Raw genomic sequence first — 25,806 nt, forward strand, 5'->3', positions numbered from 1 at the left:
GGAGTGTGGTGCCTCGGCACTGCTTTGGAGCAGCGTCGGCGTCTTCGCTCACTGGGTGCGCCTACACATCCCGCGGCTCCAGCGCCAACCGCACGCCGTCCAGGATCTGCCGCACCCGCCGAGGCGAAAGTGTGCCGATGTAATCGCTCAAGTCCTTTTTGTCCAGGGTGAAGATCTGGCTCACATTGACAACGCTGGCTTTGGGTAGGCCGCCTTCCCCTGCCTTGAGCAACACATTGCCCGGCGCTGCGGCCCGCTTCAGGTTGCTGGTGATGGCGCAGACGACCACCGTGCGGATGCGGCTTTGGTTGAACAGGTTGTTCTGGATCACCACCACAGGGCGTCGATACCCTGGCTCTGCACCGCGCGGTTCGTCCAGATCCACCCAGTACAGGTCGCCCTGGCGGATCACCATGGGTCAGCCGCCTCACCTTGTAGGCGTTTGAGCGCGGTCAGTTGACGTTGTTCTTCTTCTGTCAGGTCCTCGGCATAGACCTGGTTGATCGCCTCCAGAAGCGCCTGATTGCGCTTCCGTTCCAAAAAAGACTCCAACGCCATGACAAACACCCGGCTCCGAGGCACGCCCATCTCTTTTGCCAGCCGATCTACTTCGGCGAACAACTCCTCAGGCAAAGATACCGCCGTCTTGACGGTCATCCTTTGTCCTCCTCTTGGTGTTTACTCGGGTATAACCGATTGTACCACCATCTTCCAGCCGCGAGGGAGTCGATGACCACACCCCGCCAACGCTTTCTCGACTTGATCACCCGCGCCGAGCGCCCTATTCTGCTGGACGGTGCCATGGGCACCATGCTGCACGCCAAAGGTATCGGCTTTGACCAATGCTTCGACGCCCTCAATCTGGAGAACCCTGCTTTGGTGGCCGAGGTGCACCGGGGCTATATTGAAGCCGGGGCCCAGGTCATCCTCACCAACACCTTTGGCGCCAACCGCTACCGCCTGGCCGAACACGGCCTGGAGGACAAAGTCGCTGCCATCAACCGCGCCGGGGTGGAACTGGCGCGCCGGGTGGTGCTGGCATCCTTTCGCGAGGTGCTCGTGGCCGGGGATGTGGGTCCCCTGGGCGTTCGGCTGGCCCCTTTTGGGCGGGTGCAACCGGAAGAGGCCCGTGCTGCCTTCCGGGAACAAATGGCCGTTCTGGCCGAAGCGGGCGCTGATCTCATCGTGATCGAAACCATGAGCGATCTCTACGAGGTGCGCGAGGCCGTGTTGGCCGCCCGGGAAGTCGCCCCCGACCTGCCCATCGTCACCTCGGTCACCTTCACCCGCGACGACCGCACCCTACTGGGCGACGCGCCGGAAAAAGTAGCCGAGACCCTGCGTGATTTGGAAGTGGATGTCATCGGTGTGAACTGCTCCGGCGGCCCGGCGCAGTTGCTCCGCATTCTGAAGCACATGCGGGCCGTGGCGCCTGAGGCGCGCTTCTGGGTCAAACCCAACGCCGGGTGGCCCGAGCGGCTCCCCGGTGGGCGGATCATGTACCCCGCCGGGCCGGCTTACTTCGGCGAGTACGCCCTGGCCTTTTACCAGGCCGGCGCCACGCTGGTTGGAGGCTGTTGCGGCACCACGCCCGAGCATATCGCGGCGATGCACCACAGCCTGGAACAGGCGCCCCCGCGCGAGGCCCTGCCGCGCCTCACTGTCAGCCTTTCCCAACGGCGGGAGCAACTGCCGCCCCCCGACGAACCCACCCAACTGGCCCAGAAACTGCAGCATGGGCAGTTTGTGATCACCGTGGAGATGACCCCTCCCCGCGGTCTGTCGGCCCACAAGGTGCTGGCCGGGGCCCATCTCCTGGCCGAGGCCGGGGCCGACACCATCAATGTGGCCGATAGCCCCATGGCCCGTATGCGCATGAGCCCCTGGGCGGTGTGTCACCTTATCCAGCGTGAAGTCGGCGTGGAGACGGTGCTCCACTTCCCCACACGGGGGCGCAACCTGCTTCGGGTGCAGGGGGATTTGCTGGCCGCCCACGCTTTGGGGGTGCGCAATGTCTTTGTGGTCATGGGCGATCCTACGGCCATTGGCGACTATCCCGAGGCCATGGACAACTACGACCTGGTGCCCTCCGGCCTGATCAAACTCATTAAGCAAAAGTTCAACGCTGGGGTGGACCATGCCGGGAGCGACATCGGGCAGCCCACCTCTTTCTTCGTTGGGTGTGCCCTCAACCTCAACCCTAAGGACCCGGAGCGCGAGGCCAGGGTGCTGCGCCGCAAAATTCGCGCCGGGGCCGACTTCGCCCTCACCCAGCCGGTGTACGATCCCGAAGCGGCACGGCGCTTCCTGGACTTTTACGCAGAACGCTACGGGCCTGTGGAGATCCCCATCCTGGTGGGCGTCCTGCCGCTCAACAACCCGCGCCACGCTGCGTTCCTGCACCACGAGGTGCCCGGCATTACCATCTCTGAGCCCATCATGCGCCGTCTGGAGCAGGCTGGCGAACGCGCGCCCTGGGAGGGCGTGCGCATCGCGCTGGAACTTATCGAGCGTATCCGCTCCTGGGCCCAGGGCGTGTATCTCATGCCCCAGTTCCGGCGCTATGATTTGGTGGCGGAGATCGTGGAGGGGGTCAGGGCCCGGACAGAGCAGGGTTGAAAGCCCACCTGGTGTCTGAGGAGCAAGGCTTTTTTTGGCGCGGGGTGGGGCTGGGGCAAATCCTGGTAGATAGGGGCACTTGCCGATCTGGAAAAGGAAAACGAGGAGGTGTTTTGTGGCCTGGCAGGTCAAACATAACCCGGAACAGCAGCGTTTTGAGGTGGATTTGGGGGACGCGGTGGTGGTGCTGGGATACATGCCCCAGGGAGGGTGCCTGGTGTTTACGCACACGGGCGTGCCCCTCGGCTTATGAAGGGCAGGGCATTGCCAGCGCCCTGGTCAAAGAGGGACTGACTTACGCCCGGAGTGAGGGCTACAAGGTTGTGCCGTTGTGCTCCTTTGTGGCGGCTTACATCAAACGGCATCCGGAAGACGCCGATTTGCTTCCCTGACCTTTCCGCCTGCCCGTCGGCTGTTGAAGCCGCGCTGGAAAGGCGCCCTTCCTAACCCCTTTGCAGAGAACATAGCTCCTCGTTTGCTGGAGCGTCCGTGAAATCCTTGTCCAAACGATGGCTTCTTGTTGGATGGATTGGGCTGGTCGTCTTGAGCGCCTGCGTGGGCCAGGGGCCGCGCCCTGCCTTGGATTCCCCCGCTACGGCGGAGGCGGTTGCGGCGGCTTCGAGGGTGACGCCGACCTGGTCGCCGTTGGTGCCTTTGCCTCCCATCCTTCCCTCGCCCACGCCGTCCCCGCAGCCTTCGCCCACCCTGGGGCCCCCGGTACGGTTTGCCGTCATCGGGGATTTCGGTCAGGCTGGGCCTCACGAGCAAGCCGTGGCCGCGTTGGTGGATTCCTGGCATCCCGATTTCGTCGTCACCACGGGCGACAACAACTACCCCAACGGCGCCATGGCCGTCATGGCGGCCAATGTGCTGCAGTATTACGGCGACGATGTGGAGCAGCGGCGCTTTTTTCCGCCCCTGGGCAACCACGACTGGCGTAGCGGCATCGAACCTCATCTGGCGATCTTTGACCTCCCGGGCAACGAGCGGTATTACGATGTGGTCTGGGGCCCGGTGCACCTGCTCGTTTTGGACAGCAACTGGCACGAACCCGGCGGTATCGGGGCCAACTCCAAACAGGCGCAATGGCTCCGGCAGCGTGGTGCGCTACAATGGAGATTACGGTGCCATGCTGGTGGAGGGCGACGTCTCCCACATCACTTTCCAGTTCATCAACATTTAGGGTGAGGTGATTGATACCTACACGCTGCAAGCCCCATGAGCCCTCTGCCCGGCAAAAAAGCCCAGGGGCGGGAAGCAATCCCGCCCCTGGTTTATGTTCCCTTACTCGGCCAGTTGGATGGCTTTCTGGGAGGTCCACAGACCGTGGATGTTGCAATGCGAAGTGGCCAGCAGGGTTCCCGGCTGGTTGATCTGCATGGAGAATGTGGCGATGGGATGAGTGTACACGGGACCCTTGTTGGGGCCTTTGGTGGATTCCCCGTGGGCGCGGAAGTCAAAGCGCGCCACATGGTGGGCGAAGCGGCTGCCTTTGGGCACAAAGAAGACATCGATCCAGGCGATGAAATGCTCCGTGGTGTTGGGATGAGGGATTTCCTTGCCGATGCTGACGGTCACGGTGAAAGGCTCGTTGGCCTTGACGGCGTCCGGGCACTCAATGACCGGCGTGTGTTTCTCTTTTTTCCAATCGGCGGTCTGGAACACATCCTGGATGTTCATGGTATCCTCCTCTTGAGTGTGGGATGGGCTTTTTTCATTATACCGGCTTTGCCGCCAAGTGAGGGAGGCCAGCGGGCCTTGTCTGGCCCGGGTTTGCCTCGCGCCCCGCGCCTTGATGGTAAAATGAAGTCTGTACCCTGCACCCCCTGGTTTGGATGAGCGATGAAGGTTTACCTGGATACGGTCGGTTGTCGGTTGAATCAGGCGGAGATCGAGCGCATGGCCCGCGAGTTTCGCGCGGCGGGGCATACCCTGGTAGCCTTCCCGGGAGAGGCGGATCTGGTGGTGTTGAACACCTGCGCGGTGACCCAGAAGGCGGTGGCCGATTCCCGCCAGAAGGCCCGGCAGGCGGCCCGCGCCGGGGCCGGGCAGGTGGTGCTCACCGGGTGCTGGGCCACGCTGGAACCGCAGGGAGCCGCCGCTTTGCCGCGGGTGGCCCAGGTGGTGCCCAACCCGGATAAGGACGCCCTGGTCTTCCGGGTGTTGGGGCTTCCGGCGGAGGCCTTCGATTTGGAGCCGGTGGCCCGCGAACCCCTACCTGGAGCGCGTTTGCGCACCCGCGCTTTCATCAAAGTGCAGGACGGCTGCGACAATCGCTGCACTTTTTGTGTGACTACCATCGCACGCGGGCCCGGCCGCAGTCGCCCGCTGGCCGAAGTGCTGGCCGATGTGCGCGCTGCGTTGCAAGGCGGGGCCCAGGAGGTGGTGCTCACCGGCGTTCATCTGGGCTCCTGGGGCCAGGATTTCAACCCGCCCCTGCACCTCCGGCATCTGGTCGAGGCTGTGCTGCGGGAAACCGATGTGCCTCGCCTGCGCCTCTCCTCGCTGGAGCCATGGGACCTGGATGAGGCCTTCTTTGCGTTGTGGGAGGACCCCCGTTTGGCGCGGCACCTGCATCTCCCGTTGCAATCGGGCAGCGCGGCCACCCTGCGCCGCATGGCCCGCAAGACCACCCCCGAGGCCTTTGCCCGCCTGGTGGAAAGCGCCCACCGTCTCATCCCCGAGGTGGCCATCACCACCGATATCATCGTGGGCTTCCCCGGCGAAACCGAAACCGAGTTCGAGGAGAGCCTGGCCTTTGTGCGCGCCATGGATTTTGCTGGGGGCCATGTGTTCACCTATTCCGAGCGTCCCGGCACGGCCGCCGCGCGGATGCCTAACCCCGTCCCGCACGCCGTGCGCAAGGAGCGTAACGCCCGCATGCGTGCCGTGTTGGAGGAGGGCGCCCGCCGTTATCGGCGGCGCTTCGTGGGTCGCACCCTGCAGGTGCTTTGGGAGAGCACGACTACGCTGGGCCCGGGAGGTTGGACTTTGGTGGGTATGACGGACAATTACCTGCGCGTGCGGGCCGTGGCCCCGAAGAACCTGTGGAATCGCCTGACCCCGGTGCGTCTGGAGCGGGTACAGGGCGAGGTGTTGGAAGGTCATTTGCTGAACATCCCCTGAGGGGCTGGGTCCGGCCAGGGCCGATGGGCCGGATGAGGAGACCGCCCCTTGGGGAAGTGGGCGAAGTCCTCTGTCGCCCGGGCTATCCAAGAGGAGGAGGTTGCCATGAGTGAGGATTGCATTTTCTGCAAAATCATCGCTGGCGAGATCCCCAGCAAAAAGGTGTATCAGGATGAGAGGGTGACCGCCTTTCACGACATCAATCCGGTGGCGCCAGTGCACATCCTCATCGTGCCCAATGAGCACATCGCCTCGGTGAACGAGGTGGAGCTGGGTCAGGAGGCCCTGCTGGGGCACCTTTTCGTGGTGGCCCGTCAGATTGCCGAGGCGCAGGGCATTGCTGAGAACGGGTATCGGCTCATCGTGAACACCGGCCCCCATGCAGGGCAGGTGGTGTTCCATTTGCACATGCATTTGCTGGGCGGTCATAAGATGCGTTATCCCATGGGATGATGGCCGAGCGCTTGCGGGTGCACCTGTTGGGCGATCTGTTGCTCACCGATGCTCAGGGCCAGCCCCTGGACCTGGGATCGCCCACCACGCGTTCGTTGTTTGCCTATCTGATGTATCATCGCGGCCAGCCGCTGGATCGTCGGCGGCTGGCATATGCTTTTTGGCCCTGGGGGACCGAGGCCGCGGCCCGGCGCAATTTGCGCCAGTATCTGCACCGCCTGCGGCGGGCGTTGGAAGATGTGGCGCCGAACCTGGTGCAGGCCACCGGCTCCTATGTGATGCTGGAGCCGGACTTCCCATTGTGGGTGGATGTGGAGCAGTTCCGGCGGCAGACGGGGGCGCAGGCCTCGTTGGAATTGTTGCAGCAGGCGGTGACCCTGTATCGGGGAGATTTGCTGCAGGATGTGTACGAGGATTGGGTAGAGGAGCCGCGGGCCGAACTGCGGGAGCGCTACCTGCGCACCCTGGAGCGGCTGGCCCGCGGCTATGCGGCCCAAGGTGCCGCGGCCGAGGCGTTGACCTGGGCCCAGCGCTGGGTGGCCGCCGACGCGCTGGACGAAGCGGCCCACCGGCTGCTGATGCGGCTGTATCTGGAGATGGGGGACCGCAGCCGTGCTCTGCAACAGTATCGGTTGCTCACCGAGTTGTTGGAGCGGGAGTTGCAAGTGGCCCCCTCGCCAGAGACCCAGGCTCTGGCCGCGGAGTTGCAATCCGGGGAGGGGGGACGCCCGCGCTCGATGCCGGTGACGCCGCCCAGGCCCAGGGCTTCTTCCCCTTTGGGGGCGGCCCCGCGCATTCCGTTGGTGGGCCGGGAGGAGGAGCTGGCTTTTCTGGAAAGGATGCTGGCCCAGGCCGAGCAGGGGCAAGGCCGCTGGGTGCTTATCCTGGGCGAGGCTGGCATTGGCAAGACCCGTTTGCTGCAAGAGTATCGCCGGCGCCACCCCGAGGTGCCCGTGCTGGACACAGTGTGCAGCGAGTTGGAGGCCCTGGTGCCTTACGGGCCGCTGCGGCACATGGTGGAACGGGCCCTGACCCTGTTCCCTCCGGGGATGCTGGAACCGCCGCCCCTCTGGTTGTTGCCTCTGTTGGGGTTGGCCCCAGATTTGGCCGTGCAGTTCAGCCTGCCCGCCCCCGGTGAAATTCCTCCGCCGGAGCGGCTGGGGGAGGCGCTGTATCGCATGTTGCTGGACCTGGTGACCTCCCTGCCCAACGGCCCCCTGCATCTGGTGCTGGACGACCTGCACTGGAGCGATACCCCTACCTGGGAATTGCTGGCCCAGTTGGCCCGCCGGGCCCGGGATGTACCGCTGTTGATCGTCGGTTTGCTCCGCCTGGAGGATTTGCCCATGCCCCGGGCGCGGATGCTACATATCATGCGCCGCGACCGGCTGGCCGTGGAACTCCCTTTGCGCCGCCTGACCCCGGAGGAGAGCGCCTCGTTGGCTCGCCAGTTACTGGCCGGCAAAAAGCCTTTCCCTCACTTCTTCGACCGCCTCTACCGCGAGACCGAGGGCAACCCCTTTTTCATCATCGAGATGACGCAGGCAGCCCTGGAAGCCCCCAAGATGCTGGCCTCGGCCGATGGCCCCTGGCTGCCCCGCACGGTGCAGCAGGTCATTCAGGCGCGCCTTTCTCGCCTGCCTGAAACCTACCGCGAGTGGATCGGCGCGGCGGCCGTGCTGGGCCACAGTTTCACCCTGCCCATGTTGCGGGCTTTGACGCAGGCCGAGGATGAGGACCTGGTGGCGGCCATCGAGACCTGGATGCAGCGCGGGCTGGTGCGCGAGGAGGCCCTGGGTTTTGCCTTCAGTCACGACAAAATCCGCCAGGTGGCCTATCAGAGCCTGAGCCGGGCGCGGCGGCAGATCCTCCATCGTCGCGTGGCCGAGGTGTTGGAAGCCGCCGTCCCCCCGGCCGACGCGGCCACCCTGGCCTACCATTACGCCCGCTCGGACGAACCGTTGAAGGCGCTGCCTTACCTGACCCACGCCGGAGAACAGGCCCTGCGGGTGCGTTCCTATCACGAGGCGCGGCAGTTTGGCGAGCAGGCCATTCGGCTGTTGGGGCGTCTGCCTGGCCCCCGGGAACGTGCCCAGCGGGTGGACCTCAACCTGCAACTGGCTCAGGCGTACGCCTTCTCCGGGGATTTGAGCCGCGCCCTGGATATCCTCACCCAGACCGAGGACCTGGCCGCCAGCCTGGAGGATGAGCAGCGCCTGGGGCGGGTGTTCTATCGCTCGGCGCAGATTTTCTGGCTGCGCGGCGAACCCCGGGTGGCGGGGGACTACGCCCGGCGCACCCTGCGTGTGGCCGAGGAGACGGGCAACCCTACGCTTTTGCAGGCGGCGTTGCGCATGCTGGGGCGGGTGAGCATCGCCACCGGAGCGTTCGACGATGCCATTGCCTATTTGCAACGCTATCTGCGTTTGGAGCACACGCCGCCGCCTCCTCAACGCCCGGCGGTGCTGGGCTATCTGGGTGTGGCCTATGCCCGCGTGGGGTCCTTCGCCCGCGCGCTGGAGGCCGCGCGAGAAGGGGTGGCTCTGGCCGAGGCGCGGGGCGTGGCCGAGGAAATCGCCTTCGCCCGGATGCAGTTGGGTTTTGTCCACGCCGACGCGCGCGCCTGGGAACAGGTGCTGGAGGCCACTTCCCCCGTCCCCGACCCGTTGACGCAAGACGAGCCGTTGACGCCCTGGGGCTTCATGTTGTTGGGCCTGCAGGGCCGCGCGCTGGCTCATTTGGGCCGCCTCCAGGAAGCCCTGCAGCGCATCACCCATGCCCTGGCCTGGGCCGAGACGGTGGACTATCGGGTGTTCCACTACCTGCCGCGCCTGTTCTACGCCGAGGCGCTGGCGTTGGCCGCGGAGTGGGCTCAGGCCGAGCGCGAGGCGCGGCGTACGTTGGACGAGGCGCAGCAGGCCGGGAATCGTTGGGCCTACGGCGTGGCGTTGCGGGTCCGGGCGGCCATTCTGTCTCGCCAGCCTGAGCCGCCCTGGGAGCAGGTGGAGATGTTGCTCATTCAGTCCATGCATGTCCTGCGGCGGGTACGGGCGCGGCCCGACCTGGCGCGAACCTATCTGGCCCTGCGACGACTTTACGACCGGGCAGGGCAAATTGCCTGGGCGGTGGATTGTCACTTTCGGGCCACTTCTCTCTTCGAGGAGTTGGGTATGCGCCAGGAACTGGAGGAAGCCCAGGGCCGGCCTGTCCAGCAGCCCTCCGAGGCTGGGGTGCTGGCCCAGGTGGTCCTGCGCGGCCCCAATCTCCCCTTCCCCGCCGAATGGGACGAGATTTGAAACAAAAACGCCCTGACAAGAGAACTTGCCAGGGCGGCGTTGCTTTTTCAGGTTGAAGGGTGCTATTGGTCCAGCAGGGCTGCCACGCCGGGGAGCATTTTCCCTTCCAGCATTTCCAGCGAGGCGCCGCCGCCGGTGCTCAAGTGGGTGATGTGGTCGGCCAGGCCGCTTTGCTTGACCGCGGCCACGGAATCCCCGCCGCCCACGATGCTCACCGCGTCGCTCTCGGCCACCGCGCGGGCGATGCCGAAAGTGCCCTGGGCAAAGGGGGCCATCTCGAAGACGCCCATCGGTCCGTTCCACACCACCGTGCGCGCTTCACGGATGACCTCGGCAAAGGCGTCCACCGTATCGGGGCCAATGTCTAAGGCCCGCCAGCCCGCCGGAATGTCGCCCACGGGCGCCACCCGGCGCTGAGCATCGGGGGCAAAGGCCTCGGCGATGACCAGATCGACCGGGAGCAGCAGTTTGTCGCTGCCGTCCTGCAACAGGGTTTTGGCCGTCTCGATGGCCTCCTGTTCCACCAGCGAATCGCCCATGGCGTAGCCCAGGGCGGCGAGGAAGGTGTTGGCCATGCCTCCGCCGATGAGCACCCGATCGGCTTTGCCCAACAGGTTGCGCACCACGCCGATTTTGTCGCTGATTTTGGCCCCGCCCAGGATGGCCACGAAGGGGCGCGCGGGGCTTTCCAGGGCCTGGCCCAGGTAGCGCAGTTCTTTTTCCATCAAAAAGCCGGCCACCGCAGGCAGGTATTGGGCCACCCCCACGGTGGAGGCATGGGCCCGATGGGCCGACCCAAAGGCGTCGTTGACGAAGAGGTCGCATCCGGCGGCCAGTTGCCGGGCGAAGTCGGGGTCGTTCTTTTTTTCCTCAGGATGGAAGCGGGTGTTTTCCAGCAACAGCACCTCGCCGGGCTTCAAGGCGGCCTTGGCTTGCTGGGCTTCCGGTCCCACGCAGTCGGGTGCGAAGGCCACCGGCTGGCCCAGCAGTTGGCTTAGGTGCTCCGCCACCGGCCGCAGCGAAAGTTCGGGCACCACCTTTCCTTTGGGGCGGCCCAGGTGGCTCATCAAGACCACCGCCGCGCCCTGTTCCAGCAGATACCGCAGGGTGGGCAACGCCCCTTGAATGCGCGTATCGTCGCTCACGCGGCCCTCTTTGAGGGGTACATTGAAATCCACCCGCACCAACACTTTTTTGTCTTTGACTTGCACATTACGGATCGTTTTTTTCGCAAACATGGCGTTTTCTCCTCGATTCGACCTGCCTTGGTCTAATCATACCCCATTCCCGCCCACAGAGGGTTCTTCCCGGCGCAGCAGGGCTTCTATGTGGGTGCGGACCTCTTCCGGGGTACGGCGCACGATGTCGGCCAGGGTTTCGTAGGATGCCCCCTGGCGGATTTTGCGCAGCAGGTAGGCCTCCTCGCGCGGATCCCAGGGGAGCCCGCTGCGCGCAGGGCGCTCCTGTTTTTTCGGGGGGTGCCGGTCTGGATGGCTTTTCCGGGCCGCGTCTCGGGGGTTCGGTTTCGCCCCTGGGGCGGTACTGCCCGCCGGGGAGGAAAGCGGTGGGGTGGCCTTGCGGCGCAGTTTGCCCTTCCGCCACTCCAGGGTCTGAACAATGCCCTCCTCGCTCACCCGCAGCACCTCGAAGCGCACCCGTCCGGCTTCCACGGCGCGGGCGATGGCTTTCTGGGTGGCGCTCAGACGGGCGTTGGGGCCGCGCTTGATGTCCAGAATCACCACCTCCAGGCTATCGGGATGGCCGATGCCGTCGCGCAGGTCGGCATAGCCGGAAAACAAAATGTAGTCCACCGGATCGCCTAAAAAGTGGGCGTCGGAAGGCGAGTACGCGAAGCCCGGCAGCCAGGGGGCTAGGCGCTCGGCCACCTGGCCGCGTAAAGCCGCGCGGCTGCGCCCTAAGCGCTCCTTGCGAATGCGCTCCAGTTCCTCCCGATAGCGCGCTTCGGCGGCGCGCAGGCGTCGATAGAGGGTGAGCACGACCATGAAGAGCAGGAGGACGAGCAAACCCCAGATCAAAGTGATGGGCATGGGGCAACTTCTCCTTTACCAAGATGGAAAACCGCCAGGGAAGGCCTTCCCCTGGCGGTTGAAGGCATGGGGTCGAGCGGCTATTCTTCCTCGAAATGGGTGCCCAGGGCCGCCGGAGGGGTGACCTGCATGGCCCGCAGCAGTCGCAAGAGGAAGTGACGCAGGTCGGGCGGCAGCCCGGTCAGGGTGCGGTTGACCCACTCGGTGTTGCCGATGTTCACGAAGAGCAGCGTGAGGATCATCAGCGGGAAAGGAGCCACCTGCAGCACCTGGGAGGGGACGCCTGGCAGGTAGGGCTGCAACACCAGCCCCAGCCACTGGAGCAGGGCGAAGAAGTAGGCACCCAAAGCGCCCCGCAGGGGGCTCCAGCCGCCGAAAATGGTCAGCGCCAGGGCGATCCAGCCGATGCCGTCCAGGCCCGAGATGGTGCCTTTCCAACCGGCTTTGACGCTGAGGGAGTAGGTAGGACCGGCTAGACCCACCAGGGCGCCGCCCAATAGGGTGTAAAGGTAACGCTGCAGGCGCACATTGGCCCCGCGGGCGTGGGCTGCGGCCGGGCGTTCGCCGATGCCCTGCAGGGTCAGCCCCGGCAGCGTGCGGAACACCCACCACCAGGCCAGCCCGATGAGCAGAAAACTGAGATAGGTGAGTGGATCCTGGGTGAAGAACAGCGGGCCGAGGATGGGGATGTCTTTCAAAACCGGGATGGGCCACTGGCCGACCCGCGGCCCTTGCAGGCCCATGTAGGGGTTGCCCAGGAAGTAGGACAGGTCGCGGGTGGTCAGGGTGAGCACGAAGCCCACGGCCACCTGAGAGACCTTGAGGGAGATGCTGGCGAAGGCGATGATGGTCGCCACCAGGGCCCCGATGAGCATTCCCACCACGAAGCCCAGGATGAGGTTGTCCGTGCGTACGGCCACGGCAAAGCCCGCCATGGCGGTCAGCAGAATGGTGCCGTTGACCGAGAGGTTGATCACCCCGGCGCGCTCGGTGAGGGTTTCGCCAATGGTGGCGAAGATGACCGGCGCGGCGGCCGCCAGCACGCCGGCCAGACCGAAGAGGATTTGCTCCAGGGTCATCCCTCACCTCCTGCGTGGGCCCGGATTTCCTGCAACGCCTCGCGGCGCTCCTCCCACCATTGCCGCACCCCTTCCATGATGAGGAAGGAAAGCACCAGCGTGCCCTGGATGACGCCGGAAAGGGACGAGTCCAGTTTGAGCACAATGGGCAGTTGAATGCTGCCGATGTTCAGCGCGGCAAAGAAGAGCGCCACAGCCGGAGCCCAGGCGGCCTGGTAATTGACCAGCATGGCCACCATTAGCCCCAGCCAGCCGTAGCCGCTGGAGATGGCCGGGATCAGCCGGTGATAGACGGCGGTCACCTGGACGGCTCCGGCCAGCCCGGCCAGCGCGCCGCAGGCCAGGAAAGCCCCCATCATCATGCGCTGGGTAGGGATGCCCAGCAAATGGGCGGCTTTGGGATTGCGCCCCACGGCTTTCAGTTTGAGGCCGTAGTAAGTGCCCTGGAGCAGGAAGTACACCACCATGGCCCCCAGGAGGCCGAGACCCAGGGCCCACAAACTCAGGCGCGAACCGGACACCATGGGTAACCACAGCTCCCGGGGGAAGGGTTCGGTTCCGCTCATCGAGCCGATCCCCGGACGCTTCCAGGGGCCGAAAATCAACCACAGGGTGAGGGCCATGGCCACGAAGTCCAGGCCCAGGCCGCCGAAGATTTCGTTGACCCCGCCGAAAGTCTTGAGCAGGCCGGCCAGAGCCGCCCAGAGCGCGCCGCCCAGGGCTCCGGCGAGGATGGCCAGAACGAGGATGAGCGCCGGGGCCCACCCGCTATCCTGCATCAGGCGGAGCGCCCAGGTGGTGAAGATGGCCCCCAGCACGATTTGGCCCTCGATGCCGATGTTCCACAACCCGGCGCTGAAGGTGATAAGCAGCCCGGAAGTGGCCAAAAGCAGAGGCACCCAGGCCACCAAGGTGTCGGCTACCTTGGTCCAAGAGCCAATGGCGCCCAATACCAGATGACGGTAGGCCAGCGCGGGCGATGTGCTGGCCGCCCACAGCACAAGGGTGGTCAGGAGCAAAGCCATGACCACCGCGCCCAAGCGGAAGAGCCAGGCGATGCTGGCGTCGCTGCGTTGCCTCACGGACTCGCCTCCTTCGCTGGGGTAAAGGTTTCTTCAAAGCCGCGCCCCCCGATGAGTTGGCCCAATTGCTCTACCGTGGTGTGCCGGGCATCCAGGGGCGGCGACACCTTGCCGCCGAAGAACACCAGGATGCGGTCGCTATAGTGGAGCAGTTCTTCCAAGTCCGAGGACATGAAAAAGATGGCTGTGCCCTGCCGACAGCGTTCTTTCAGTTTCTGCCACACCCAGATGGCCGACTCCATGTCCAGCCCCCGGGTGGGATGTTCCAGGAGCAGCAGGCGCAGGTTGGCGCGCAGCAGCGCCAGCAGGGCGCGCTGCTGGTTGCCGCCGGAAAGGGCCTCCACCGGCGATTCGGGATATCCCCGGATGTGGTACTCGGCGATGGCATCCTGGGTGATCTGCTGGGCCCATTGGCGGTCGATGACCAGCCCGGTCTGCTCGCGGGCCAGCACGAAATGCTCCATCAGGGTCAGGGTGGGGATGAGCCCCTCTTCCAGGCGGGCGGCGGGTAGGTAGGCCACGCCGTGGCGCATGAAGGTGAGATAGGGTTTGCCGGTCAGGTTGTGCCCGTCCACCCAGATTTCCCCCTCCACGGGGCGGGTCAGCCCCGCGCAGGCGCGCAGTAGGTGCTGCTGCCCGCTGCCTTCCATGCCCGCCAGGCCGATAACCTCGCCTTCGCGCACCTCCAGGTTGACCCCTTCGATGCGCAACCGGTGGTCTTCCAGGGCCAGGTTGCGCAGGCGCAGCACCGGCTTGCCCAGAGGGATGCCTTGCCGCTCGCCGATGCGAATGTCTTTGGCGAACATCCAGCGCACCAGTTCGTCCAGGTCATAGGGCCGCTCGGCCTCGCCCACCAGTCGCCCGGCCCGCAGCACGGCCACGCGGTCGCATAGCACCTGCACCTCTTCCAGTTTGTGGGTGACGAAGATGATGGCGCGCCCTTCGTCGGCCAACCGGCGCAGGGTGGCAAACAGGCGCTCCTTTTGTTGGGCGCTGATGCCCGTGGTGGGTTCGTCGAAGATGAGCACCCGCGCGCCCAACCAGAGCAGGCGCAGGATCTCCAGTTGCTGGCGTTCGCCCACGGTCAGGGTGCCCACCTCGGCGTTGGGGTCTAGATCGAAGCTGAACTCCCGGCTCAAGCGGGTGAGGGCTTGTAGGGCCTCCTCCCGTGGGGGGAGCAGCCCTTTGGGGTATCCGGCCATGAAGTTGTCCAGCACCCGCATGGGCGGGAAGTCCAGGGGGTCCTGATGCAACATGCCGATGCCGTGCCGCAGGGCGTCGGCGGGGGAGTGGATCTCCACCGGTTGCCCGTCCAAAAGAATCTCGCCGCTGTCGGCGTGGATGAATCCCGAGAGGATTTTCATCAGGGTGCTTTTGCCTGCGCCGTTTTCCCCCAGAAGCCCCTGGATGGTGCCCGAAGGGATGGTCAGGGTGATGTCGTTGTTGGCATGAACCGGACCGAAGTGCTTATGGATGTGGCGTAGTTCGATGTGCATGAGCCGTTACCTGTGGAAGGAGATGTGGGAACGCAGCCGCTGTTCAGGGGGGAGGAGGTGCCCCGGCGGATACGGACAGGGGGCCTGCCCGACGCAGCGGGAGGCCCCCCGGGTGTTTACTCGTTGGGGACGCTTTGCCCTTCCATGCCTTCCAGCAGTTGGGGCAGATACCAGATTTGCTGGTCGGTGGCGACTTCGCCCTCTTTGAGGTAAGTCGTGCCGTCTTGCAGGTTCAGGGGTCCTACCCACAGGTTCAGCCCACTGGCCAGTTCGCCGATGAACTTGTCCACCTGGGCGGAGGCCTCCTGGCTCAACCCCTGGCCCTTGATGAAGCCCACCGCCGAGGTGTCGGGGTTGTTGATGTCCTTCCAGTCGGGTCCGGCCCAGACGAATTGGGACTGCCAGGTGCCGTTCATGGCCGATTGGATCATGTCGCGGTAGCCCGGGCCCCAGTTGAAATAGGGCACGCCCAGGCACACATCGGGGGCTTCCTCGCAGGCGCCCTTGTAATCATAGGGCACGGCCCAGACCGCCTTCCCCTGGTCGTGGAACTTCTTGGCTTCCACCAGGGCCTCGGTGGTGTCGATGCCCGAGATGACCACATCGTAGCCGCTGTTGAAGAAGTCGTCGGCCACCTGGGTGGGGTCCGAAGTCACGCCGGGGATGTTGAACCAGAAGCCGATCCAGGTAACCTTGAATTTGAGGTCACCGGCGTCCTTGCCCAGGTAGTGCGTCCAGCAGTATTTGGCGCCCAGGTAGGCGCTGGAAGCCAGACGGCGGGTTTCATCGTTGATGAGGGGCCCCAGATAGCCGATTTGACCGGTCTGGGTGGTCAGGGCCGCGGCGCAGCCGGCGATCATCTTGCCGTACTCCATGCGGCCCATCAGGTTGGACAGGTTGGCCACCTCCTTGTAATCCTTGCCTTCTTTCCAGGAGTGGTCGCCCGAGGCGTGAATGACATAGATGTCGGGGTGGGCCTGGGCAAAGGCCAGCGCCGCGTCTTTCATGTCGTCGGAGTTGAAGATGATCACCTTGGCGCCTTTGCTCACCAGGTCCTCGGCCAGTTGTTCAGGGGTGGTGCCCGGCCGGTCCGCGGGGTTCACTTTGTCCACATAAAGCATTTGGGCGCCCAGTTTCTCTTCGACATACTTGCCGGCCTCATAATGGGCTTGGCTCCAGCCGTGGTCGTTGTACGGGCCGACCAGGAGCATGCCAAAGACAAAGGGTTTGGCCTGGGCTTCGGGCGTTGGTGTGGCCTTGGGACCACAGGCGGCCAGGACCAGCACCAGCGCCAGGAACACGATTCCTACGCGCCACCAGGTTTTCACGGCTTTCCTCCTCGGTCAAGGGTTGTCCCGGGGACGGTGTTGAAAGCGATGGGGACAGGGGGGCACCTCCTCAAAGCACCTTCTTTAATTTTAGCGGAACTCGCCAGGAGCGCAACCTGAGGCACCTTAAAAAATCCCCCCGGAGTGATGTATAATCACATTGGGCGATGCATCTGGCGATGGGTATCCCACGGCCTCACGGCCTGTCACCCGTCCAGGGCAACCCCCGCTGAACCTTCCCTTGCAGGCGCATATCATCTTCCCTATCAGGAGAGGCAGACCATGGCATTGCGCAATCTCCCTGGCCCTAAGGCCAAAGCCATCATCAAACGGGACAAGCGGGTCATTTCTCCTTCGTACCCGCGGGCTTATGAGTTCGTCATGGACCATGGCAAAGGGGTCCATGTGTGGGATGTGGATGGCAACGAGTATCTGGACTTCGTGGCGGGTATCGCGGTGGTCGCCACGGGGCACGCTCATCCCAAGGTGGTGAAGGCCATTCAGGAACAGGTGGAGAGGTTCCTCCACATTTCCTCGGATTACTATCACCCCATCTGGGTGGAACTGGGCGAGAAGTTGAGCCAGATCGCCCCCTTTGGTGATGAGCCGGGGTTGTCGTTCATGACCAACTCGGGCACGGAGAGCGTGGAGGCGGCCATCAAACTGGCCCGGGCGCACACCAAACGCAAGTTCTTCATCGCTTTCCTCGGCGCCTTTCATGGGCGCACTATGGGCTCGCTGGGCTTTACGGCCAGCAAGGCCAAATACCACGCCGACTTCTTCCCCTGGATGCCTGGGGTGATTCATGTGCCCTACCCCGACCCTTATCGCCCGGTGCTGGCTTCCCGCCCCGGTGAGGACTACGGCGAGACGGTAGTGCGCTACATTGAGGAGCAGATTTTGGATCGCCTGGTGCCGCCTGACGAGGTGGCTGGGGTCATCGTGGAGCCTATCCAGGGCGAGGGTGGGTATGTGGTGCCGCCGGACGGCTTCTTCCCGGCCCTGCGTGCCCTGTGCGACAAGTACGGTATCCTGCTCATCGCCGACGAAGTGCAGTCCGGCATCGGGCGCACGGGCAAGTGGTGGGCCATCGAGCACTGGGGCGTGCAACCCGACATTGTGACCTCGGCCAAAGGCATCGCCTCGGGGATGCCCATGGGCGCGATGATCGCCCGCAAGAGCGTGATGACCTGGCCTACCGGTGCCCACGGCAACACCTATGGCGGGAATCCGGTGGCCGGCGCCGCCGCTCTGGCCACCCTGGAACTGGTGGAGAAGGAGTACATGCAAAACGCCGCCGAGGTGGGCGCCTATGCCCTGGACGCTTTGCAGGAGTTCCAGGCCCGCCATCCCTCCATCGGCATTGTGCGCGGCAAGGGGTTGATGATCGGCATCGACTTCGTGCGCAGCCGTGAAACGCGCGAACCCTTCCCCGAACTGCGCCGCGCCGTGGAACTCAACGCCTTCCGCATGGGGCTGTTGACCATGGGCTGCGGCAAGAGCGCGCTGCGTCTGGCGCCGCCCCTCTGTGTCTCCAGGGAAGAGATAGACCAGGGGCTGAAGATTCTGGATGAGGCCATCACCCTGGCCGAGAAAGAGATGCTGTAGCCACCCATCCGCACCCCGCCCTCGACCTGCTTTGCGAGGCGGGGGCGGGGTTTTCTTTTCTGTTGCGGTTTCATCCAGGCCTGGCGGACGATTTTCCCTGAGGAAGCGCCTGGCTGGATGGACTGTGGAACCTTCCCCGATGTTGAGCCCCCAAAGCATGATGCTGCCTGATTATCGCGTACGCCAACGAGACGCCCTGCTGGCCATCGCTCGCATCCTGACCCAGGAACTCAACCTGGAGCGGGTGCTGGAGCAGATCTTGGGCTTTGCTGTGGAGTTGCTGGCCGGGCAGGCGGGCCTGGTGGTGCTGCGGGGCGAGGAAGGGGGATGGACCCTGGCCACCGTGCAGGGTATCCCGGAGGCTTTCCGTTCCTCACTGGAGCGATTGGTGCGCGATGTGCCTCCTCACGAGGACGCGCGCTACGAGTTGCCCGAACTCCAACGGCGCATGGAAACCCTGACCCATGTGGCCAGTCTGGGCTTGCTACGCGTGGTGGGGCTGCCCTTGCAGGTGCAGGAACAGGCCATGGGGGCCATTTTCGTCTTTCGTTCCTTCCCGGCCCTTTTTACCCCCAACGAGCAGGCTTTGTTGCAGAGTTTTGCCGACCAGGCCGCCGTGGCCGTGCGCAACGCCCGCCTTTACACCCAGTTGTGGCGCGAAAAGCGCCGCACCGAAGCCCTGCTCGACGCCGTCGCGGACGGCATCCTCATCCTGCGGGCAGATCACCGCATCGAGCGCTGCAATCCGGCCTTTGCCCGGATGTACGGCCTGCCCGTGGCGCAAATTGTGAGGCGTCGGCACGAGGAGATCATCCGCTGGAAACGCATCGAGCAGGGGATGACCCTGGAAGAGGCCGTGGCCGGGGGATGGCCGCTGACCCCTCAGGCCACCTTCTACACCCAGGGGGATTTGCTCCGGGCCGTGGAGCCTCCCCTTCCCGTGGGGATCACCTATGCCCCTCTGCTGAACCCAGAAGGCTCGCTACTCAACATCATCGCCAGCGTGCGTGACATCACCCACTTTCGGGAGGCCGATGAACTCAAGGCCACTTTTGTTTCCATCGTCAGCCACGAACTGAAGACGCCCATCGCCCTGATCAAGGGCTATGTGGGCACCCTGCGCCGCGAGGACGCTACCTGGGACCCCGAATTCGTCCAGGAGAGCCTGAGCATCATTGAAGAAGAGGCCGACCGTCTGGCCGAACTGGTGGAAAATCTGCTCGAGGCCTCACGGTTGCAGGCTGGCGGCGTGGCGTTGGAAAAAAACGAGGTGGACCTGCCGGCTTTGGCCCGTCGGCTGGTGGAGCGTTTCGCCACCCAGAGCGATCGGCATACCTTTGAGGTGCACTTCCCCGAAGGGTTCCCGCTGGTGTGGGCCGACGAGCGCCGCCTGGAGCAAGTGCTGAGCAACCTGCTCTCCAATGCCATCAAATACGCCCCCGGGGGCAAGGTCGTCGTGTCGGGGCAGGTGCGCGGAGAGCAGGTGGTGGTCTGCGTGAGCGATGAGGGGCCGGGCATCGCCCCCGCCGACCTGCCGCACATTTTTGACCGTTTCTACCGGGCCTCAGAGGTCACCAATCGCACCAAAGGGGCCGGTCTGGGCCTTTACCTGGCCAGGGCCGTGGTGGAGGCCCACGGCGGTCGCATTTGGGCCGATACGCCCGAAAAGGGGGCGCGCATTTGCTTTTCCCTGCCGTTGGAGACGCACCTGGGGGCTGACGGCAGGTAAACTATAAGCCGTGATGGTATGATGAAGGTATGAAAGCGACGAAGAAAGTGTTGTGGACCTGGGCGCGGGAATTGCGGCGCTGGCTCACACCGGGTCTGGGCGTGAAGCGCTGGCTGGGCCTGATCCTGCTGGGCACCATGTTCCTCGGTCTGGGGGTGGCCGTGCTGGTGTTGCAGGTTTACCGCACGGCGCCGGAAACCTGGTGGCTGCCGTTGCTTTCCACGGCTTCGCTGCGTTTCCTGCCCCGGCCTTTGCGGGCGTTGATCTTTGGCGGGATCGGCGTGGGTCTGCTGGGCCTGGGCCTGTGGGGGCTCCACCGTTCCCTGCTGGCCCCCTTTCTGCGGCCCAACCGCTCGGTGGCTCAGGCCCTGGCAGAGTACCGGCGTCGGGAGCACGGCCCGCACATCGTGGCCATCGGCGGCGGGCATGGCCTTTCCACCCTGTTACGGGGGCTCAAGGCGTACACTCACAACCTGACCGCCGTGGTCACGGTGGCCGACGATGGCGGCTCTTCGGGGCGTTTGCGCCGCGATTTGGGCATTCTGCCGCCGGGTGATATTCGCAACTGTCTGGCGGCCCTTTCCGAAGACGAGTCCTTGCTTTCCCAATTGTTCCAGTTTCGCTTTTCAGATCAGGCGGGTGATTTGCAGGGGCACTCCTTTGGCAATCTTTTCCTGACGGCGTTGACGGCGCTGACCGGCAGTTTTGAGGAAGCCATCGCCGAGTCGGGGCGGGTGCTCGCCGTGCATGGCCGGGTATACCCGGCCACACTGCGCCAGGTGCAACTGGTGGCCGAGAAGGCTTTGCCCAACCAGCCGGGCCAGGTGGTGAAAGTCAAAGGGGAAAGCCGCATCCCGGAAGTGCCGGGCCGCATTCGTCGGCTGTGGCTGGAACCCGACGACCCGCCGGCTTATCCGGCGGTCATTCAGGCCATCCTGGCGGCGGACATGGTCGTGGTGGGCCCGGGTAGTCTGTTCACCAGTCTGTTGCCCAATTTGCTGGTGCCCGATATTGCCGGGGCGCTGCGCGCCACGCGGGCCTTGCGGGTTTATGTGTGCAATGTGGCGACCCAGGTGGGCGAAACGGACGGTTTTTCCTGCCAGGATCATCTGGCCGTGCTGGAAACCCATGTGGGGCAGGGCCTGTTCGATCTGGTTTTGGTCAACCAGCACATCGAGGGCGCGTTGCCTGGTACAATTCAATGGGTGCGCGAGGATCCGCAGCGCCCCATGCCCTATCCGGTCCATTGCGCCGACCTGGTGGAGGAAGCTCACCCATGGCGCCATGATCCGGACAAATTGGCCCGCGCGTTGATCCGGTTGTTGGAAGGCCGCACTGGGCCTTTGGCATGAGCGTGTTTTTGTCCCTCGAAGCGCTTTCTTACTTTGCTACAGAGGAGGTTCGCCATGAGCAAAGTGCGTGTCGGTATCAATGGTTTCGGACGCATTGGGCGTCAGGTGTTGAAGGCCATCATCGAGCGCTATCCAGATGAGTTGGAGGTGGTCGCCATCAACGATTTGTTCCCGCCGGAGACCAACGCCCATCTGTTCAAATACGATTCGAACTATGGGAAATACCCCGGCACCGTGGAGGTGGTGGATGGGGACCTGGTGATTGACGGCCAGCGAATTAAGGTGTTTGCCGAGCGCGACCCGCGCAAATTGCCCTGGGCTGATCTGGGCGTGGATATCGTCATCGAGGCCACGGGCGTGTTCCGCGATGCGGATAGCGACCCCGGGGCACGCTCCCACATCACCCACGGCGGGGCCAAGAAGGTGATCATCTCGGCGCCGGCCAAAAACGAGGATTTGACGGTGGTGCTGGGCGTCAACGACGACCAGTACGACCCGGCCAGGCACCATGTGGTTTCCAACGCTTCGTGCACCACCAACTGCCTGGCTCCGGCGGCCAAAGTGGTGCATGACCATCTGGGCATCCTCCGGGGCCTGATGACCACCATCCATGCGTACACCAACGATCAGCGCATTCTGGATTTGGCCCACAAGGATATGCGCCGGGCCCGCGCCGCGGCGATCAACATCATCCCCACCACCACGGGGGCGGCCAAGGCGTTGGGCAAGGTGATCCCCGATCTGCAAGGCAAGTTTGACGGGATGGCCGTGCGTGTGCCCACCTCGACGGTGTCGCTGGTGGACTTTGTGGCCGAGATCGAAAAACCCACCACCGTCGAGGCCTTGAACGCCCTCTTTAAAAAGGCGGCCGAAGGCCCCTTGCAGGGGATTCTGGGGTACTCTGAGGAGCCCCTGGTCTCCTCGGATTACAAGGGAGACCCCCGCTCCTCCATCGTGGACGCGCTTTCCACGCGGGTGCTCAATGGCACCTTTATCAAGGTGGTGGCCTGGTACGACAACGAATGGGGCTACTCCTGCCGCACGGCGGACCTGGCTGCTATGATGGCCAAGTCGTTGGAATAGTTCGCCCTTTCAAGCCATCTGCTGTATTCAATAAGAAAAACCTCGGGCGGGAGAGCTTGCCCGAGGTTTGCGTTAAGCCCTTGAGGTCCTGGATTCGGATGAGGGAGGTTTGGGCGGCTTCCCCGGACGGCGGTACCAGGTGCGGGTCCAGCGCACCAGCACCAGGGCGATCACCAGGATCAGAATCAACCCGCCGTGGATCATCAATTCCTGCATCTGGAGGCGGGCCACTTCGGTAGCCTGTTCGGTCAGAGACATCTGGGCGCTGATGAGCAAAAGTTTGCGCGCGCTGGAGATGATGCCTACAAAGAGGAAGGGTTCCAGCGGCACCGAATGCTCTTGTAGGTAGGTAACCACCGTCCAGAGCAACTCCAGCACGATCATGACCAGCATGAGGTCATGGATGAAGGTAGATACCCCCTCGCTGAGCCCACCGGTGAAGAAGGAAGGCAGGGCGAGGAGGGTGTAGCCGATCAGCACCAGCGCGGCCACGGTGAGCAGAATACCCACCAGGAATTGAAGCAAATCTTCCAGATTGCTCAACAGGCGAATCAGTCGGGGATGGGGTGGAAGCCATTTCGAAGGTCTGAACATAAGGCGACCTCTTGGCAGGAGGATGGAAGGTTTCCCTGAATCGATGAGGGGCAAGGCGGTTCCTCTCAGAACAGGCCCACCACTTTGCCGGTCTCCAGATCGAGGTCCACATTAAGGTAGGCGGGGCGGGTGGGCAGGCCGGGCATGGTGCGCATCTTGCCCACCAGGGGGTAGAGGAACCCGGCGCCGGCCGAGAGGCGGATGTCGCGGATGGGCACGCGAAAGCCGCGCGGCGCCCCCTTGAGCGTGGGGTCGTGGCTGATGCTCAGGTGGGTCTTCGCCATGCAAATGGGTAACCTGTCGTAGCCTAAGCGGGTGTATTCGGCGATGCGCTTCTCGGCCAAGGGTTCGTAGTCTACGCCGTCGGCGCCGTACACCTCGCGGCAGATGATTTCGATTTTGTCTTTGATAGGCAAATCCAGGTCATAGAGGAAGCGGAAGTCGGAAGGCTGCTCAGCGGCCCGCATCACGGCATGGGCCAGGTCCACCGCGCCTTCGCCGCCCTTTTCCCAGTGCTCGGCCACCACGGCGTCGAACGCGCCGAATTCCAGCGCGGCTTGGCGCACCATCGCCAACTCGGCCGGGGTGTCGGTGGGAAAGCGGTTGACCGCCACCACCACGGGGACGCCGAACTTGCGGGCTACGCCGATATGGTGCTCTAAGTTGACCAACCCCTTGCGCAGCAGGTCCAGGTTCTCCTGGGTGTAGGCCGGGTCGAGGGGCTTGCCGGCCACCACCTTGGGGCCGCCGCCGTGCATCTTCAGCGCCCGCACCGTGGCCACCATGACCCCGGCGTCCGGCTTCAGGCCGGAGGCGCGGCACTTGATGTTGAAGAACTTCTCCATGCCGATGTCGGCGCCAAAGCCCGATTCGGTGACCACATAGCCGTCCGGCCCCACCAGTTTGAGGGCGATGAGGTCGGCGATGATGGAACTGTTGCCGTGGGCGATGTTGGCGAAAGGCCCGGCGTGGACGAAGACCGGCGTGCCTTCGAGGGTCTGCATCAGGGTGGGCTTGATGGCGTCCTTCATCAGCACGGCCAGGGCCCCGGCCACGCCCAAATCCTCGGCGGTGATGGGCTCCCCGTCGCGGCTCAGGGCCACTACCATCCGGCCCAGACGCTCGCGCATGTCGGCCAGCCCCGTGGTCAGGGCCAGAATGGCCATGATTTCGCTGGCCACGCTGATGTCGAAGCCCGTGCGGCGGGTAAAGCCCTTTTCGTCGGGACCTAAGCCGATCTCGATTTCGCGCAGCAGGCGGTCGTTGGTGTCGATCACCCGGCGCCAGGTGATGGTGGCGGGATCCACATCCAGGCGCACCAGTTTGCGCCGCTGTTCGGGGGTGAGGCGATCCAGGTCGTCTTCGGTGATGCCCAGTTTGGCCATGCGGTAGCGCAGGCCCCGCGCCACCTGGCGCTTGCCGTCTTTCCCCTTGGGGAACAGGCGCTCGAAGAGTTTTTCGTCGCTCTGGCGCCATTCGTGGAACATGCGGGTATCCAGGGCGGCGGCGAGCAGGTTGTTGGCCGCGGTCACAGCGTGGATGTCGCCGGTGAGGTGGAGGTTGAAATCCTCCATGGGGATCACCTGGGCATAGCCTCCACCGGCCGCGCCGCCCTTGATGCCAAACGTCGGCCCCTGGCTGGGCTGGCGGATGCAGGCGAACACCTTTTGGCCCAGATGGGCGCCCAGGGCCTGGGCCAACCCCACGGTGGTCGTGGTCTTGCCCTCGCCCAGGGGCGTGGGCGTGATGGCGGTCACATCGATGTACTTACCGTTGGGTACGTCGGCCAGGCGCTCCAGCACGCTCAGGCTCACCTTGGCCTTGTAGGGGCCGTAGAGTTCCAGTTCGACGGGTAGGATGCCTGCCTCGGCGGCCATCTGGGTGATGGACTTGAGGTCAGCCTCCTGGGCGATTTCGATGTCGGAGGGGACAGGGGAACGGCGTTTGAGGGGGGTGGGGGTGTAAGGAGCAGTCATCGGGTCACCTCGTGCATGGGTTTTCTACGCCTATTGTCCCATATTTTTGACGAAAGGGGAAGTGGGGTGGGGAGCGTGAGTCGTTGGGTCGTGGGTCGCTGGTTCCTTGGTTACCTGGTTGCCTGGTTGGTGGGTGGGGCTTGGCGAGGGGGAGGCCGCGCAGGCGGCGCTTCGCTTACGCTCAGTGGGCCCGTGGCTTCAGCCGCTGGGGGGCAAGCGTTGGGGGATCTCGGCAGTTGAAACTGCATCCACATTCACAAAACCGCCCTACGACGGTTTTCCCCTGAGAAATCCGAAAAAATTCTCCAATCCGTGTCCATCCGGGCTCTCCGTGTCATCCGTGGTCTATCCTCCCTCCCCCACCCGCACGCGCACATCCAGCGCCACAGCGCCTCGGCCCGGCGCGAGCACCCGCAGGGGGTTGATTTCCATCTCCGCAATCTGTGGGAAATCGGCGGCCAGTTGCGCCAACCGGGCCAGCACCTCGGCCACCGCCTCCCTGTCCGCCGGGGGGATGTGCCGGAACCCGGCCAGGCGTCGGCCGGCCCAGGTGCTGGTCAACAGATGCTCGCGGTCGGGCGCGGTCAGCGGGGCTAAGGCAAAGGCCACATCGCCCAGGGCCTCCACCTCCACGCCCCCGCTGCCGAACATGACCAGCGGGCCGAAGAGCGGGTCGCGCACCACGCCCACGATGACCTCTTGCCCCGGCGGGGCCATTTGCTGCACCAGGGCGCCCTCAATGCGCGCTTCGGGGTGCGCCTGCCGCACGGCAGCCATCATCTGGGCGAACCCCTCGCGCACGGCCTGGGCGTCGCCCAGGTTCAGCCGCACCCCGCCTGCCTCGCTCTTGTGGGGCAGGTCGGGCGAAATCACCTTGAGCGCCACCGGATACCCTATGCGCTCGGCCAGGGCCACGGCCTGCCCGGCGTCGGCGGCC

General features: G+C 64.5%; 21 protein-coding genes and 1 pseudogene. 10 read left to right on the forward strand and 12 right to left on the reverse strand.

The window, feature by feature from the left end; all coding sequences use genetic code 11:
* Positions 1-61: 61 nt before the first annotated feature.
* On the reverse strand, positions 62-415 hold the full coding sequence (locus G4O04_02540) for a type II toxin-antitoxin system PemK/MazF family toxin (protein ID HEY57415.1): 354 nt from the start codon (positions 413-415) through the stop codon (positions 62-64).
* Positions 409-657 (reverse strand): ribbon-helix-helix protein, CopG family, encoded by a 249-nt coding sequence (locus G4O04_02545; protein HEY57416.1) that lies wholly within the window; start codon positions 655-657, stop codon positions 409-411. Before G4O04_02545 ends, G4O04_02540 begins: the two co-directional genes overlap by 7 nt.
* 72 nt (positions 658-729) lie before the next feature.
* On the opposite strand from G4O04_02545, the gene G4O04_02550 reads away from it, so the two are divergent.
* The 3 genes and pseudogenes from G4O04_02550 to G4O04_02560 all read left to right on the forward strand — a co-directional run bounded on the left by G4O04_02550 (position 730) and on the right by G4O04_02560 (position 3,807).
* Entirely contained in the window at positions 730-2,619 is a 1,890-nt protein-coding gene (locus G4O04_02550; protein ID HEY57417.1) for a bifunctional homocysteine S-methyltransferase/methylenetetrahydrofolate reductase, read from the forward strand.
* A gap of 196 nt (positions 2,620-2,815) precedes the next feature.
* A pseudogene (locus tag G4O04_02555) lies at positions 2,816-3,011 on the forward strand (N-acetyltransferase).
* A gap of 97 nt (positions 3,012-3,108) precedes the next feature.
* Positions 3,109-3,807, forward strand: a complete 699-nt coding sequence (locus G4O04_02560; GenBank protein ID HEY57418.1) for a hypothetical protein — start codon at positions 3,109-3,111, stop codon at positions 3,805-3,807.
* Between the two features lie 96 nt (positions 3,808-3,903).
* Here the strand turns inward: G4O04_02560 and G4O04_02565 are convergent, their stop codons facing one another.
* Positions 3,904-4,299: a Neelaredoxin gene (locus G4O04_02565; protein HEY57419.1), complete on the reverse strand. Its 396-nt coding sequence runs from the start codon at positions 4,297-4,299 to the stop codon at positions 3,904-3,906.
* A 162-nt stretch (positions 4,300-4,461) separates the two neighbouring features.
* Here G4O04_02565 and mtaB point away from each other — a divergent pair, with 162 nt between their 5' ends.
* The 3 genes from mtaB (at position 4,462) to G4O04_02580 (ending at position 9,494) form a co-directional block, all read left to right on the forward strand.
* A complete protein-coding gene (gene mtaB, locus G4O04_02570) occupies positions 4,462-5,745 on the forward strand; it encodes a tRNA (N(6)-L-threonylcarbamoyladenosine(37)-C(2))-methylthiotransferase MtaB (protein HEY57420.1) in 1,284 nt (427 codons plus the stop codon).
* A 105-nt stretch (positions 5,746-5,850) separates the two neighbouring features.
* Positions 5,851-6,198, forward strand: a complete 348-nt coding sequence (locus G4O04_02575; protein HEY57421.1) for a histidine triad nucleotide-binding protein — start codon at positions 5,851-5,853, stop codon at positions 6,196-6,198.
* Positions 6,195-9,494: an AAA family ATPase gene (locus G4O04_02580; protein ID HEY57422.1), complete on the forward strand. Its 3,300-nt coding sequence runs from the start codon at positions 6,195-6,197 to the stop codon at positions 9,492-9,494. Before G4O04_02575 ends, G4O04_02580 begins: the two co-directional genes overlap by 4 nt.
* A gap of 62 nt (positions 9,495-9,556) precedes the next feature.
* On the opposite strand, the gene G4O04_02585 is transcribed toward G4O04_02580, so the two are convergent.
* The 6 genes from G4O04_02585 to G4O04_02610 form a co-directional block, all read right to left on the reverse strand.
* A complete protein-coding gene (locus G4O04_02585; GenBank protein ID HEY57423.1) occupies positions 9,557-10,732 on the reverse strand; it encodes a phosphoglycerate kinase in 1,176 nt (391 codons plus the stop codon).
* 36 nt (positions 10,733-10,768) lie between these two features.
* Positions 10,769-11,542, reverse strand: coding sequence for a hypothetical protein (locus G4O04_02590; protein ID HEY57424.1), 774 nt, complete (start codon positions 11,540-11,542; stop codon positions 10,769-10,771).
* 80 nt (positions 11,543-11,622) lie between these two features.
* On the reverse strand, positions 11,623-12,621 hold the full coding sequence (locus G4O04_02595) for an ABC transporter permease (GenBank protein ID HEY57425.1): 999 nt from the start codon (positions 12,619-12,621) through the stop codon (positions 11,623-11,625).
* Complete coding sequence (locus G4O04_02600) at positions 12,618-13,646, reverse strand: ABC transporter permease (GenBank protein HEY57426.1); 1,029 nt, start codon at positions 13,644-13,646, stop codon at positions 12,618-12,620. Before G4O04_02600 ends, G4O04_02595 begins: the two co-directional genes overlap by 4 nt.
* 53 nt (positions 13,647-13,699) lie before the next feature.
* Entirely contained in the window at positions 13,700-15,199 is a 1,500-nt protein-coding gene (locus G4O04_02605) for an ATP-binding cassette domain-containing protein (protein HEY57427.1), read from the reverse strand.
* A gap of 116 nt (positions 15,200-15,315) precedes the next feature.
* On the reverse strand, positions 15,316-16,410 hold the full coding sequence (locus G4O04_02610; GenBank protein HEY57428.1) for a BMP family ABC transporter substrate-binding protein: 1,095 nt from the start codon (positions 16,408-16,410) through the stop codon (positions 15,316-15,318).
* Positions 16,411-16,809: 399 nt separating this feature from the next.
* Between G4O04_02610 and G4O04_02615 the strand changes: the two genes are divergently transcribed.
* The 4 genes from G4O04_02615 to gap all read left to right on the forward strand — a co-directional run bounded on the left by G4O04_02615 (position 16,810) and on the right by gap (position 22,299).
* Positions 16,810-18,135, forward strand: a complete 1,326-nt coding sequence (locus G4O04_02615) for an acetyl ornithine aminotransferase family protein (protein ID HEY57429.1) — start codon at positions 16,810-16,812, stop codon at positions 18,133-18,135.
* Between the two features lie 157 nt (positions 18,136-18,292).
* Positions 18,293-19,864: a PAS domain-containing protein gene (locus G4O04_02620; GenBank protein ID HEY57430.1), complete on the forward strand. Its 1,572-nt coding sequence runs from the start codon at positions 18,293-18,295 to the stop codon at positions 19,862-19,864.
* A 29-nt stretch (positions 19,865-19,893) separates the two neighbouring features.
* Positions 19,894-21,216: a YvcK family protein gene (locus tag G4O04_02625; GenBank protein HEY57431.1), complete on the forward strand. Its 1,323-nt coding sequence runs from the start codon at positions 19,894-19,896 to the stop codon at positions 21,214-21,216.
* A gap of 54 nt (positions 21,217-21,270) precedes the next feature.
* Positions 21,271-22,299: a type I glyceraldehyde-3-phosphate dehydrogenase gene (gap, locus tag G4O04_02630; protein ID HEY57432.1), complete on the forward strand. Its 1,029-nt coding sequence runs from the start codon at positions 21,271-21,273 to the stop codon at positions 22,297-22,299.
* Between the two features lie 72 nt (positions 22,300-22,371).
* Here the strand turns inward: gap and G4O04_02635 are convergent, their stop codons facing one another.
* The 3 genes from G4O04_02635 to G4O04_02645 form a co-directional block, all read right to left on the reverse strand.
* On the reverse strand, positions 22,372-22,893 hold the full coding sequence (locus G4O04_02635; GenBank protein HEY57433.1) for a phosphate-starvation-inducible PsiE family protein: 522 nt from the start codon (positions 22,891-22,893) through the stop codon (positions 22,372-22,374).
* A gap of 65 nt (positions 22,894-22,958) precedes the next feature.
* The gene (locus G4O04_02640) at positions 22,959-24,869 is read right to left on the reverse strand and encodes a formate--tetrahydrofolate ligase (GenBank protein HEY57434.1); all 1,911 of its coding nucleotides are present in this window, start codon (positions 24,867-24,869) and stop codon (positions 22,959-22,961) included.
* A gap of 345 nt (positions 24,870-25,214) precedes the next feature.
* Positions 25,215-25,806: CoA-binding protein (locus G4O04_02645; protein ID HEY57435.1), on the reverse strand; the 592-nt coding region annotated here is incomplete at its 5' end.

Source organism: Anaerolineae bacterium, from assembly GCA_011176535.1.
Taxonomy (GTDB): Bacteria; Chloroflexota; Anaerolineae; order Anaerolineales; family DRMV01; genus DUEP01.

Excerpts from the sequence above, each read along its gene's own strand:
- G4O04_02640 (HEY57434.1), bottom strand. The coding sequence starts at position 24,869 with ATGACTGCTCCTTACACCCCCACCCCCCTCAAACGCCGTTCCCCTGTC.
- G4O04_02575 (HEY57421.1), top strand. The coding sequence starts at position 5,851 with ATGAGTGAGGATTGCATTTTCTGCAAAATCATCGCTGGCGAGATCCCC.
- G4O04_02620 (HEY57430.1), top strand. The coding sequence starts at position 18,293 with ATGATGCTGCCTGATTATCGCGTACGCCAACGAGACGCCCTGCTGGCC.
- G4O04_02550 (HEY57417.1), top strand. The coding sequence starts at position 730 with ATGACCACACCCCGCCAACGCTTTCTCGACTTGATCACCCGCGCCGAG.
- G4O04_02580 (HEY57422.1), top strand. The coding sequence starts at position 6,195 with ATGATGGCCGAGCGCTTGCGGGTGCACCTGTTGGGCGATCTGTTGCTC.
- G4O04_02595 (HEY57425.1), bottom strand. The coding sequence starts at position 12,621 with ATGACCCTGGAGCAAATCCTCTTCGGTCTGGCCGGCGTGCTGGCGGCC.
- gap (HEY57432.1), top strand. The coding sequence starts at position 21,271 with ATGAGCAAAGTGCGTGTCGGTATCAATGGTTTCGGACGCATTGGGCGT.
- mtaB (HEY57420.1), top strand. The coding sequence starts at position 4,462 with ATGAAGGTTTACCTGGATACGGTCGGTTGTCGGTTGAATCAGGCGGAG.
- G4O04_02585 (HEY57423.1), bottom strand. The coding sequence starts at position 10,732 with ATGTTTGCGAAAAAAACGATCCGTAATGTGCAAGTCAAAGACAAAAAA.
- G4O04_02565 (HEY57419.1), bottom strand. The coding sequence starts at position 4,299 with ATGAACATCCAGGATGTGTTCCAGACCGCCGATTGGAAAAAAGAGAAA.
- G4O04_02545 (HEY57416.1), bottom strand. The coding sequence starts at position 657 with ATGACCGTCAAGACGGCGGTATCTTTGCCTGAGGAGTTGTTCGCCGAA.
- G4O04_02600 (HEY57426.1), bottom strand. The coding sequence starts at position 13,646 with ATGGCTTTGCTCCTGACCACCCTTGTGCTGTGGGCGGCCAGCACATCG.
- G4O04_02615 (HEY57429.1), top strand. The coding sequence starts at position 16,810 with ATGGCATTGCGCAATCTCCCTGGCCCTAAGGCCAAAGCCATCATCAAA.
- G4O04_02610 (HEY57428.1), bottom strand. The coding sequence starts at position 16,410 with ATGCTCCTGGTCGGCCCGTACAACGACCACGGCTGGAGCCAAGCCCAT.
- G4O04_02590 (HEY57424.1), bottom strand. The coding sequence starts at position 11,542 with ATGCCCATCACTTTGATCTGGGGTTTGCTCGTCCTCCTGCTCTTCATG.
- G4O04_02605 (HEY57427.1), bottom strand. The coding sequence starts at position 15,199 with ATGCACATCGAACTACGCCACATCCATAAGCACTTCGGTCCGGTTCAT.
- G4O04_02540 (HEY57415.1), bottom strand. The coding sequence starts at position 415 with ATGGTGATCCGCCAGGGCGACCTGTACTGGGTGGATCTGGACGAACCG.
- G4O04_02625 (HEY57431.1), top strand. The coding sequence starts at position 19,894 with ATGAAAGCGACGAAGAAAGTGTTGTGGACCTGGGCGCGGGAATTGCGG.
- G4O04_02635 (HEY57433.1), bottom strand. The coding sequence starts at position 22,893 with ATGTTCAGACCTTCGAAATGGCTTCCACCCCATCCCCGACTGATTCGC.